The organism is Microbulbifer sp. ABF4_143, from assembly GCF_056160225.1.
This window is the reverse complement of record NZ_JBSWWT010000020.1, coordinates 61,791-73,377: the sequence shown is the minus strand read 5'-3', so window position 1 is coordinate 73,377 and position 11,587 is coordinate 61,791. Positions and strand designations below refer to the sequence as shown.

General features: G+C 63.8%; 10 protein-coding genes. 6 read left to right on the top strand and 4 right to left on the bottom strand.

Going from position 1 to position 11,587, the window contains the following annotated elements; genetic code table 11:
• A partial coding sequence (locus ACXAF3_RS14935; protein WP_475113119.1) for a transposase occupies window positions 1-107 on the top strand: 107 nt, incomplete at its 5' end.
• A 55-nt stretch (window positions 108-162) separates the two neighbouring features.
• Window positions 163-2,421 carry a zinc-dependent metalloprotease gene (locus tag ACXAF3_RS14930; RefSeq protein ID WP_475113118.1) on the top strand — a complete coding sequence of 753 codons (2,259 nt, stop codon included), beginning with the start codon at window positions 163-165 and terminating at the stop codon, window positions 2,419-2,421.
• Window positions 2,422-2,526: 105 nt separating this feature from the next.
• Here ACXAF3_RS14930 and ACXAF3_RS14925 read toward each other — a convergent pair whose 3' ends face one another.
• The gene (locus ACXAF3_RS14925; RefSeq protein WP_475113117.1) at window positions 2,527-3,339 is read right to left on the bottom strand and encodes a transglutaminase domain-containing protein; all 813 of its coding nucleotides are present in this window, start codon (window positions 3,337-3,339) and stop codon (window positions 2,527-2,529) included.
• A 6-nt stretch (window positions 3,340-3,345) separates the two neighbouring features.
• Complete coding sequence (locus ACXAF3_RS14920; RefSeq protein ID WP_475113116.1) at window positions 3,346-3,576, bottom strand: DUF350 domain-containing protein; 231 nt, start codon at window positions 3,574-3,576, stop codon at window positions 3,346-3,348.
• Between the two features lie 138 nt (window positions 3,577-3,714).
• Between ACXAF3_RS14920 and ACXAF3_RS14915 the strand changes: the two genes are divergently transcribed.
• Together ACXAF3_RS14915 and ACXAF3_RS14910 are read left to right on the top strand one after the other, a co-directional pair.
• Window positions 3,715-4,608, top strand: a complete 894-nt coding sequence (locus ACXAF3_RS14915) for an SPFH domain-containing protein (RefSeq protein ID WP_475113115.1) — start codon at window positions 3,715-3,717, stop codon at window positions 4,606-4,608.
• Between the two features lie 10 nt (window positions 4,609-4,618).
• A complete protein-coding gene (locus ACXAF3_RS14910; RefSeq protein WP_475113114.1) occupies window positions 4,619-5,029 on the top strand; it encodes a hypothetical protein in 411 nt (136 codons plus the stop codon).
• Window positions 5,030-5,130: 101 nt separating this feature from the next.
• Here ACXAF3_RS14910 and ACXAF3_RS14905 read toward each other — a convergent pair whose 3' ends face one another.
• The gene (locus ACXAF3_RS14905) at window positions 5,131-7,959 is read right to left on the bottom strand and encodes a M16 family metallopeptidase (protein WP_475113113.1); all 2,829 of its coding nucleotides are present in this window, start codon (window positions 7,957-7,959) and stop codon (window positions 5,131-5,133) included.
• A gap of 258 nt (window positions 7,960-8,217) precedes the next feature.
• A complete protein-coding gene (locus ACXAF3_RS14900; RefSeq protein WP_475113112.1) occupies window positions 8,218-8,616 on the bottom strand; it encodes a globin in 399 nt (132 codons plus the stop codon).
• A gap of 383 nt (window positions 8,617-8,999) precedes the next feature.
• Between ACXAF3_RS14900 and ACXAF3_RS14895 the strand changes: the two genes are divergently transcribed.
• Window positions 9,000-10,163, top strand: a complete 1,164-nt coding sequence (locus ACXAF3_RS14895) for a phosphoglycerate kinase (RefSeq protein ID WP_475113111.1) — start codon at window positions 9,000-9,002, stop codon at window positions 10,161-10,163.
• 66 nt (window positions 10,164-10,229) lie between these two features.
• Window positions 10,230-11,294 carry a class II fructose-bisphosphate aldolase gene (gene fba / locus ACXAF3_RS14890; protein WP_475113110.1) on the top strand — a complete coding sequence of 355 codons (1,065 nt, stop codon included), beginning with the start codon at window positions 10,230-10,232 and terminating at the stop codon, window positions 11,292-11,294.
• The last annotated feature ends 293 nt before the right edge of the window (window positions 11,295-11,587 follow it).

The following is an 11,587-nucleotide window of genomic DNA, read 5'->3' as shown; positions in this document are numbered from 1 at the left end:
GCATGAACAACCGCATCAAGGTGATCAAGCGCACGGCCTACGGATACCGGGACAACGACTACTTCTTCCTAAAGATCAAAGCCGCGTTTCCCGGTAAAGTGCGATGAACCAAAATTTAGCGGGTATCACGACTTTTACTGGGACGACGACAAAGGCAGGGTTCTGCTGGAAATCGCCGAGTTCGAGCGCGAGTTCCTGCTGCTGACCGGCCTGGCCCAGGGCCTCGGCTCCAACCCGGTCGGGCTGGACCGCAACCAGGCCGGTGACAACCGCCTGGTGAAATTCCAGCGGGTCGGCAACAAGGTGCTGCTGCACCAGCTGAACCTGAAATACCGCGCCCGCTCCGACAATGCGGCCGAGCGCCGCGCGGTGCGGGAGGCCTTCGCGTCGTCGGTGCTCTGGGGTTTCGAGGTGCTGGCGCGGGACGGCGAGAGTGTGCTGGTGGACTTTACCCCCTTCCTGCTCAGCGACCAGCACGGCATAGCCGCGCGCCTGAAGCAGGCGCAGCAGGGCAGCTACAGCCTCGACGTGTCCAAGTCCGCGGTCTACCTGCCGCGCACGAAGAACTTCCCGAAGAACAGCGAGTTCGAGGCGCAGTTGACCTTCGCCGGCAGCCAGCCGGGCAAGTACCTGCAGGAGGTGGTGCCGACGCCGAGCCTGGTGAGCCTGCGCCAGCATATCTCCCTGGTGGAACTGCCGGATGACAACTACCAGCCGCGCCGCTTCCACAGCCGCAGCGGTTATTTCCCGTTCGAGTACCGGGACTACGCGACCGCGATAGACCAGCCGCTGGACCAGCGCTTTATCTACCGTCACCGCCTGCAGAAGAAGCCCGGCAGTGACGAGCCGCTGGAGCCGATTGTCTACTACGTGGACTCCGGCGTACCGGAGCCGGTGCGCAGCGCGCTGGTGGAGGGCGCCAGCTGGTGGAATCAGGCCTTCGAGGCCGCCGGCTGGAAGAACGCCTTCCGCGTGGAGCTGCTGCCGGAAGACGCCGACCCGCTGGATGTGCGCTACAACGTGATCAACTGGGTGCACAGGTCCACGCGCGGTTGGTCCTACGGCTATTCCATCGCCGACCCGCGCACCGGCGAGATACTGAAGGGCAATGTGACCCTGGGCTCCCTGCGGGTGCGCCAGGACTTCCTGATCGCCCAGGGCCTGCTGCAGCCCTACGGCGGCGACAATGCCGACACACAGGCACTGAAAGAGATGGCGCTGGCGCGCATCCGCCAGCTGTCCGCCCACGAGGTGGGCCACACCCTGGGCCTGGCCCACAACTTTGCCGCCAGTGTCGACGGCCGCGCATCGGTGATGGACTACCCGGCGCCGCTGGTGACACTAAGAGACGGTGCGCTGGAGCTGTCCGAGGCCTATGCCACCGGTATCGGCGCCTGGGACAAGCTGGCGATCCGCTATGGTTATGGAGAGAGTGGCTACGGCGAGGCCGAAGACGAGGCGCAGTACCTGGCCTCGGTGATCGCCGAAGCCGAGATGCAAAAGCTGCGCTTTATCTCCGACCCGGACGCCCGCGATATCAACGACGCCCACGCCAGCGCCCACCTGTGGGACAACGGCGCCGATCCGCTGGCGGAGTTCGCGCGCATGGTCGAGCTGCGCCGCTACGCGTTGGACAACTTCTCCAGCGCGGCCAATCCGCGCGATATACCGCGCTCCTCCCTGGAGGAGACGCTGGTGCCCGTCTACTACGGCCACCGCTACCAGGCGGAGGCGGTCGGCAAACTGATCGGCGGCCTCGATTACGACTATCTGTACAACGGCGCCGAGCGCAACAGCTACACGCTGGTGCCGGCGGAGCGCCAGCAGCAGGCGGTGGACGCGCTGCTGTCCACCCTGGAACCGGCATTCCTGGCCCTGCCGGAGCGGGTGCTGCAGCTGCTGCCGCCCAAGTCCTACGGCTACCGGCGCACCGCCGAGAGCTTCCCCGCCTATACCGGCGTCGCCTTCGATGCGGTGGCCATCGGCGAGGCCGCCGCGAACCATACGCTATCGATTCTGCTGGACCCGCAGCGCGCCGCGCGCATGGAGCAGCAGCACGCGCGTTCGAGCGAAATTCCCGGATTCGGCTCGCTGCTTGAGCGGCTGACCGAGCGGGCCCTGGATGCCAGATACTCCGGCCTCCAGGCGGCCATTCACCAGCGCGTCAACCACGTCTACATCCACAAGCTGATGCTGCTCGCCGGCGACAAGAGCGCGGCGGAATCGGTGCGCGCCAAGGCCAACCTGCAGTTGGCCAGGTTCCGGCAGGCGCTGGGCGGCATGAAGCTGTTCGGCGAGGACCCGCAGGGCTACAGCGCCCACTACTTCCATCAGGCACAGCGCATCGCGGCCTTTATGGATGGCGAATTGAAGGTGGAGGCCGGGGAACTGAAGGCGATGCCGCCGGGCTCGCCGATTTAATGGAAGGCGAGAAGAGCCGGTAGGAGCCTGTTTACAGGCGAACGGGCAGCCCGGCAGGCATTGCGAATATTCGCCTGCAAGCAGGCTCCTACAAACGGGCGGAATTCAGCTGCGGATAAACTGGGATTTCTTGATCCAGTGGCTGCCGCGGTATTTCCGCGTCGGAGTGGAATCCTTCTTGGCCCAGAAGAAGTCGCGGTTGAACTGGAACTCCGGTTCGTAGCCCTCCGCCAGTTCGGCCAGCGGCAGCGCCTGCCAGCTGGACAGGCGCCGCTTGCTGGTGGCCTCCAGCAGATATTCCCGGTCGTCCACTATCGCCACCACCCAGGCGTGGCCCTGGCCCTTGTGGGTGCCGAGCGCGACACGCGCGTCAACGCCGAGGCCGATCAGCCAGTCCGCCAGCAGTATCGCGTGGTCCTCACAGTCGCCGCGTTTCTGGTAGAAGGCCTGGCGCGAGGTCTGCCAGATATCGGCGAGGCCGGCGTACTGCAGATGGTCGTACTGGTACTCCTTGCGGATCGCCAGGGTGTAGAGGGGCACCCACAGCTGTTTGGTCTTGAAGGGGCGGAAGCCGACCAGATAGCTGTTGGCGAAATGGTGTTGCCTGTCCAGGCCGCGGGCGGACGCGGTCACCTGGCGTATACCCTGCCAGTTCCACACGGAGACGTAAGCGCTCTGTTCTAGGCTGCGCTTTGCCACTATCTGCTGAATGGTCTCCTCCGGCAGCGGCTGGCTGCTGCCGGTGACCCGCACCACGCCGTACTGGCGATCGCGGCGCGGCTCTGTATCGACGCGCAATGAGCGGTTGATTTCGGCCTCGCCGGCGAGATGCTCGATATGCCGGTCCGCTGACACACGCAGCAGTTCCGGCAGCATCAGGGCGGCGCCTATGAAAGCGGGGAGCAGCCAGATGCGCATCGCCGCTTAACCTTTCAGTCCGAAGGAGATGATGAGCGCGACGAAGATCAATATCGTCGAAGCGAAGATGGCCACCGCGATATTGCCTTTTTTCAGCTCCCCCTCGATATCCACATGCCTGAGCAGTTTCTTGTCGATCGCGATCAGCGCTACGATGCCGATAAACAGTGCGAGCAGTGTGTACAGCAGGTTGATGCCCAGGTTGAACAGGGTCGCGGTCAGAAATTCCAGTTCCATCGGTCTCATTTTTTAAGTAATTTGGCCGGGTATTAAACCATATAATCGTGCCCCGGCCATCGGGGTGCGGCTCGCGAGCCTGTGCTGGCTGGCCTCTTTTATGGGAACAACACAACAACGATGTATGAGGGATTCTGTATGCGATTTATTTCCGGATGGATTCTTGTTGCCGCCGCGCTCGCGCTCACTGCCTGCGCCGACCGGGTGGAGGTGCCGCCGGCACACGTGGGCAAGATACTGACCAAGAACGGCTACAAGCCGGAGACGGTGCCGCCGTCCAAGTTCCGTCTGGATATGTGCCTCTACTACTGCGACAAGCTGGTAACCCTGGCCATCGCGGATTTCGGCCATATGGAGAAGTTCAAGCTGTTTATGCCCAAGGACCAGCTGAACATGAGCTTCGACGTGCGCATGACCGGCGCCATCAACAACGAGATGATCGACAATATCTTCGACCGCATACCGCCCACCAACAACAATATCTCGGTAACCCATGTGTACAACACCTACGCGCAGCCGGTGATCCGCGACGTGGTGCGCCGGGTGGTGGCCAACTACTCGATTAACGAGATCGCCTCCAGCCGCGAGGCGCTGAGCCAGGAGCTGTTCAGCGAGGTCAGCAAGGCGCTTGAGGGCACACCGATCGTGATCAAGCGTCTGGGCCTGGCGGACGTGCAGTTTCCGAAGGTGATCACCGAGGCTAAGGAGCGCGCCGCCGAGCGCCGCGAGCTGATCGAGCAGGAGAAGGCCCAGTTCGAGATCCAGAAGATCCAGATGGAGCGGGACCTGGAGCGGGAAAAGATGAACCGCGCCATCGCCCGGGAGAAGGCCATGGGCCAGAAGGAGGTCAACGACCTGCTGGCCAAGTCCGTCACCGACAAATACCTGGCCTACCGCACGCTGGAGGTGCTGGACCGCATGGCGGAGTCCGACAATAAAGTCTTTGTACCGGTGGAGGCGCTGGGCACCATCGGCCTGCAGCAGGCGGTGTTTGGCGAGCAGATGAAACAGGTGGCGCGCAAGGAGCGCTAAGGGGGCGATGATGGAATTCAATCTGCAGGTTTCCAACTGGCTGGTGTCGGTCCTCGGCGGACTGGCCTCCTGGGCGGTGATCGCCGCCTGCGTACTGCTGGCTCTGAATGTCTTCTTCCGCGCGCGGCTGCTGCTGAACCGCGGCGAGGGGCTGCACTGGCTGCTGGACCGCAGTCTGGTGATCCGCTTCCTGTGCCTGCTGTTTTTTATCTGGGTGCTGATCGGTTTCAATAGCAATGCGCCCAAGCTGGTGCTGGCACCGGACTACAGCGCAGAGCAGCGGGCCAGGGCCGAAGTACTGGCGAAGGAGGTGGCGGAAGTGGAGGACAGGTCGCCGCAGCGGGATTCCGCCGCGGAAACCAGTGCGCGCTTGCAGGAAATGCGCGAGGCGCAGAAGGAAGAGGTGTTGGGCGGGGAATAGTGCCCCAATAATGTAGGAGCGGCCCATGGCCGCGATCGGAAGCATTTTTACAGCTCCAATCGCGGCCATGGGCCGCTCCTACAGTCAGTAGTTGGAAGAACTCAGTTGGCGGCCAGTGACGGAACCCGCCGGCCGTCCGCGTCCAGCTCGGCAATGGGGCCTATGGCCAGGTCGCGGATGCCTTTCTCGATCTTCCGCTTATCGCCGACAATCACCCAGATAAACTGCTCCGGCTTGATTGTCTCGCGCGCGAGCCTGTGGATGGTCTCCAGGTCGGCGCCGCGGATCAGGTCGGCGTAGCCGTCCATATAGTCCAGCGGCCGCTCGTAGGTGACCATATCCGCGACCGCACCGGATACCGCGTTTATGGTCTCGAAGCGCCCGGGCAGCTCGTTGACCCGCTTGGCTTTCACCTTCTGCAGCTCTTCCTCCTGCGCCGGCTCACTGCCGATATAGGCGCGCAGCTCCTTCTGCAGTTCCGCCAGGGACTCGCTGGTCTTGTCGGTCTGCACCGGTGCGTACACCAGCAGCGGCTGCTGCCCCTTGGCGCCGGTCATAAAGGAATAGGCACCGTAGGCCCAGTGCTTCTCCTCGCGCAGGTTCATATTGATGCGCGCAGTGAAGGTGCCGCCGAGGATATCGTTCATCATGTGCAGCGCCTCGCGCTCGGCGATCTTCTCCGAGGGCGCCAGCAGGCCGCCGATAATGATGGATTGCTCGGAATCCGGTTTGTCGATCAGGAAGACGCTGGCCTTGTCCGGGTGCGCGACTTGGGCCAGGTTTTTCTGCGGCAGCGGGGCGTCCGGCACGCGCCAGTCGGCGAAGTGGTTTTCCAGCTTCTGCACCAGCGCATCCATGGTGATATCGCCCACGGCGACCAGGGTGGCGTTGTCCGGGCGCATCCAGGTCTGGTGGTAGGCGACCAGATCGTCGCGGGTCAGCGACTCGATGGAGGCCTCGGTGCCCGAGCCGGTAAAGGGCACGCCGTAGGCGTGGTCATCGCCGTAGAGCAGCGGCGGCAGGCTGCGCAGCGCCATCTGCACCGGTTTGGTCTTCTCCTGCTGAATGCCGGCGATCCAGCGGCCGCGCTTGCGCTCTATCTCCTCGTCGGAGAAGGCCGGGCGCAGCACTATATCGGCGAACAGCGCCATAGAGTCGTCCAGGTTGGCGGTCAGCGCATTCAGGCGCACTTCGGAGTTGTCGATATCCGCGGAGGCCGAGATGCGCGCGCCGAGCATCTCCTCTTTGGCGCTGATCTCCAGCGCGCTCAGTTTGGCGGTGCCCTCCTTCAGCATCGACATGGCGTAGCTGGAGGTGCCCAGCTTCTTGCCCTGGTCGGCGGCGTAGCCGGCGTCAAAGATCAGGCGCATATCCACCACCGGCACCGAGTTGCGCTCGGCCAGTATCACCTTGAGTCCGTTGGACAGCTCGGCGGTCTGCAGCTCCGGGAAGGGCACCGATGGGAATTCACCGGTATCCGGCAGCTTGGATCGGTCGGCGCCGCTGTCCGCAACCCGGTACTCGGGGAAGGGGTGCACTTCCAGGTTGTAGTCGCCGCTGGACAGCCACTCCTGCGCGGCGGCCTGTACCTGCCGCGGAGTCAGCTTCTGCTTTTCCGCCACCGCTGCCAGATAGGCGTTGGGATCGTTCAGGTAGAGCTCGCCGCGGGCCAGTATCACGCCCTTGCCGCTCCAGCCGCCGACCTGCTCCAGGTTGCGCGCGTAGGCGGCGTACTCGCTCATATTCACCCGCGCCAGTTCCTCTTCGGTCGGGCCCTCTTTCAGGAAGCGCTGCAGCTCCTCCTCGATGGCCGCTTCCACCACCGCCAGTTCCACGCCGGGCTTGGCGTCGGCGACGACCTGGAAGATGGACGACAGCTCGAACTCGTACACGCTGACGTGCACGTTGGTGGCTATCTGGTCCCGGTACACCAGGCGTTCGTACAGGCGCGAGTTCTTGCCGTCGCCGAGTACGGACGCCGCCAGCGCCACCGCATTGGCGTCCGCGTGACCCAGGTTGGGGGTGTTCCACACCTTGTAGATACGCGACTGCGCCACGCGGTCGAACATCTGCTCGCGCTTGGATTCCTCGCGCTTGGCGATCCAGGCCTTCTTCTTGATCAGTGGCGGACCGGCGGGAATATCGCCGAAGTATTTGTTGACCTTTTCCTTTGCGGTCTCCACGTCGATATCGCCGGCCAGTACCAACACGGTATTGGCGGCGCCGTAGTAGGTCTTGAACCACTCGTGCACGTCTTCGAGGCTGGCCGCATCCAGGTCCTCCATGGAGCCGATGGTGGTCCAGGAGTAGGGGTGGCCCTCGGGGAATATGGCCGCCTGCATCTTTTCCCAGACCTTGCCGTAGGGCTGGTTCTGGCCCTGGCGCTTCTCGTTCTGCACCACGCCGCGCTGTTCGTCCAGCTTCTCCTGGGTGATAACGCCGAGCAGGTGCCCCATGCGGTCGGACTCCATCCACAGGGCCATATCCAGCGCGTTGGTCGGCACCGTCTCGAAATAGTTGGTGCGGTCGAGCCAGGTTGTGCCGTTCATGCCGGTGGCGCCGGCCTGCTCGAACGGCTTGAAGAATTCGTCGTTGTAGTTTTCCGAGCCGTTGAACATCAAATGTTCGAACAGGTGCGCGAAGCCGGTGCGCCCGGGTTTTTCGTCTTTGGAGCCCACGTGGTACCAGACACCCACGGACACGATCGGCGCCTTGCGATCCTCGTGCACGATAACGCGCAGGCCGTTGGGCAGGGTGAATTTTTCGTAGGGGATATGCAGGGACTGGGCGCTTGTCTGTGTCTCGGTGATCGGTGCCTTGGGGGGAGTTGCGCTGGTATCTGCGGAGGCGCCGGGTTTCGGCGCCTCGCCGCAGGCGGCCAGGGCCGCGGACAGCGCCAGCGGTATCCAGTACGGACGTGCGGTTTTCATGGCGGTTTCCTTGCTTGTTGTCGTTGTTCCGAAGTGCCATCCCCAACGCCCTTGGGAGACCGCCGACAACAACAAGCAGGCGCGAGCAAGCCGGTCGTTCTGATGATTGTCGTTTGGCACCGGTGCTTCAGACCGGTGGCGGCACATCCGTGAGCCGAAAATCGCGCGGCGCCCGCGCTGTTCGCAATCGCCGGGGATTGGCGTTTCCGTCCGCACTTTATACCGCTCCGGCCCGCCGCAGGCAAACCGCTCCCCGCTTCAGTAGGCCTCGCGAATCAGGTCGATACCCGGCTGTATCGCGCGGCGCCAGGCGGCCTCGATGTCGTCGTTGTACTCCGGGTCGTGCCGGCGCAGTGTGCTCAGCAGCGCCTCCAGCCACAGGCGGTACCATTCCGGGCGTATGTTGTAGCCGTTGCGGGAATGACTCTGCCCCAGGGCGCGCAGCTTGGTGTCCGGCATGCCGCGGGCGTGCAGCACCAGCTGCATGATGCCGTTGCGCAGCAGGTGGCGCTGCTGCTTCATGTCCGTATAGGTAAACTGCACGCGTATCTCCTCGGAACTGCCCATAAAGCGATCGTAGAAGTCGACGAAAAACTGCTCGTTGTTACAGCAGCGCCCGTAGCTCTGAAAGACGATATCGCTATCGGCTGTTTCCATTGCGATTACTCCCTGGATTGGAAAGTGCCGGCGGGCAACAACAATAACCCTGGCACTTATGTGGATTTGCGGCGCGGATTCTAGCGGCCGGCGGGGCGGGCGCAAGGATTTTTTGGCGGGGCTTGGCGGGCTGTTGAAAAAGTCCGTCGTTAGGCCGGTTTCGCTCCCGCCGCGCCCGGCGCTTTCCCCGGAGTCCCATCCGCACCGCCGGGGCGGCGGGATGACAGCGCTGTCTGGGCGCGTGGCTCCTGTGGTAATTCAACTACAGAGGGGCTTGATATACTCCGCGCGGGCGGCGCCCGGTGGGCGGAGACAGGCGCAAAGGCGTATAATCCGCGCCCACTTTTCTACGGTTATACAGACTCAGCAGAGGGGGTTGGTGAATGGCGGTTAAATTGATGACGGATCTGGAGCTGGCGGGCAAGCGCGTCCTGATCCGCGAGGACCTGAATGTCCCGGTTAAGGACGGAGTTGTCACTTCCGATGCGCGCATCCGCGCCGCCCTGCCCAGCATCCGGGCCGCCGTGGACGCCGGCGCCAAAGTGTTGCTGATGTCCCACCTGGGGCGCCCGACCGAGGGCGAGTACGCCGAGGAGTTTTCCCTGGCGCCGGTGGCCGCGCACCTGGGCAAACTGCTGGGCCGCGAGGTGAAGCTGGTCAAGGAGTGGCGCGACGGCGTCGAACTGGCCGACGGCGAAGTCGCGCTGCTGGAAAATGTGCGCTTCAACCCCGGCGAGAAGAAGGACGACGAGGCGCTGGCGAAGGCCTACGCGAGCCTGTGCGACATCTTCGTGATGGATGCCTTCGGCACCGCCCACCGCGCCCAGGCCTCCACCCACGGCGTGGCCAAATTCGCCCCGGTGGCCTGTGCCGGCCCGCTGCTGGCCGCCGAGCTGGACGCGCTGGAGAAGGCGCTGGCGAAGCCGGCGCGGCCGATGGTCGCCATCGTCGGCGGCTCCAAGGTGTCCACCAAGCTGACCGTGCTCGAGAGCCTGGCCGACAAGGTGGACCAGCTGATCGTCGGCGGCGGCATCGCCAACACCTTCCTCGCCGCTGCGGGCAAGCCGGTGGGCAAGTCCCTGTGCGAGCACGACCTGGTGGACACCGCCAAGGCGCTGATGCAGAAATGCGATATCCCGCTGCCGGTGGACGTGGTGACCGGCAAGGAATTCAGTGAGAGCGCTGCCGCCGAGACCAAGCCCGCGGAGCAGGTGGCCGACGACGATATGATTTTCGATATCGGCCCCGACTCCTCCACCAGGCTGGCGGAGATCCTGAAGGAGGCCAAGACCATTATCTGGAACGGCCCTGTGGGGGTGTTCGAGTTCGACCAGTTCGGCGGCGGCACCGAGCGGCTGTCGAAGGCTATCGCCGACAGCGATGCGTTTTCCATCGCCGGCGGCGGCGACACATTGGCCGCGGTGGACAAGTACGGCATCGCCGACAGGGTCTCCTACATCTCCACCGGCGGCGGCGCCTTCCTGGAATACGTGGAGGGCAAGAAGCTGCCGGCGGTGGCGATGCTGGAAAGCCGCGCCGGCGACTGATGGCTCCTACAGACACTGCATAACGACAATTAATATTTCGTACAGACGACGAGAAAGGAAAATTTCATGGCCCTAATCAGCTTGCGCCAACTGCTGGATCACGCCGCCGAACACGGCTACGGCGTGCCCGCGTTCAACGTCAACAACCTGGAACAGATGCGCGCGATCATGGAAGCCGCGCAGCAGACCGACTCCCCGGTGATCGTGCAGGCCTCCGCCGGCGCGCGCAAATACGCCGGTGCCCCCTTCCTGCGCCACCTGATTCTGGCCGCGATCGAGGAGTTCCCGGATATTCCGGTGGTGATGCACCAGGATCACGGCACCAGTCCGGCGGTGTGCCAGCGCTCCATCCAGTTGGGCTTCAGCTCGGTGATGATGGATGGCTCCCTGCAGGAGGACGGCAAGACTCCGGCTTCCTACGACTACAACATCGACGTCACCCGCCGCGCGGTGGAAATGGCGCACGCCTGCGGCGTCTCCGTCGAGGGCGAGCTGGGCTGCCTGGGCTCCCTGGAGACCGGCATGGCCGGTGAGGAAGACGGCGTCGGCGCCGAGGGTGTGCTGTCCCACGACCAGCTGTTGACCGACCCGGAAGAGGCCGCCGACTTCGTGCAGAAGACCAAGGTGGATGCTCTGGCCATCGCCTGCGGCACCAGCCACGGCGCCTACAAGTTCACCCGCCCACCCACCGGCGACATTCTCGCCATCGACCGCATCAAGGAAATCCACGCGCGCATCCCCAACACCCACCTAGTCATGCACGGCTCCTCGTCTGTGCCGCAGGAGTGGCTGAAGGTGATCAACGAGTTCGGCGGCGAAATACCGGAGACCTACGGCGTGCCGGTGGAGCAGATCTGCGAGGGCATCAAGCACGGCGTGCGCAAGGTGAACATCGACACCGACCTGCGCCTGGCCTCCACCGGTGCCACCCGCCGCTTCCTGGCCCAGAACCCGTCCGAGTTCGACCCGCGCAAATTCCTCAAGGAAACCGTCAAGGCGATGAAGGAAATCTGCGTGGCCCGTTACGAGGCCTTCGGCACCGCCGGCAACGCCAGCAAGATACGCCCGATCAGCCTCGACGCCATGAGCCAGCGCTACGAGGCGGGCGAGCTGGAGCCGCAGATCAAGTAAAAGCCCCTAGAAGCTGCTTCATAACTACTACGCGGGCGCCTGGCGGCGTCCGGCGGTGCTCGGCATCCTCATGTACTATTTGTACACTGTTGTGCCTCCGCTCCGGCGGTCACCACCAGTCACCCGCTCGCTACGTTATGAAACAGCTGCTAGGCGTTTACTGTAGGGGCCGAAGGCGCCGCGAATATCTGGAGCGGCTGGACCGAGCCTTGTTTCGCCCTCGCGGGGTTGGGTGAAGCTATGACCCCGATGAGAAGGCCCTGATGCCGGTGGCTTTTTGCGGGACTGTCTGC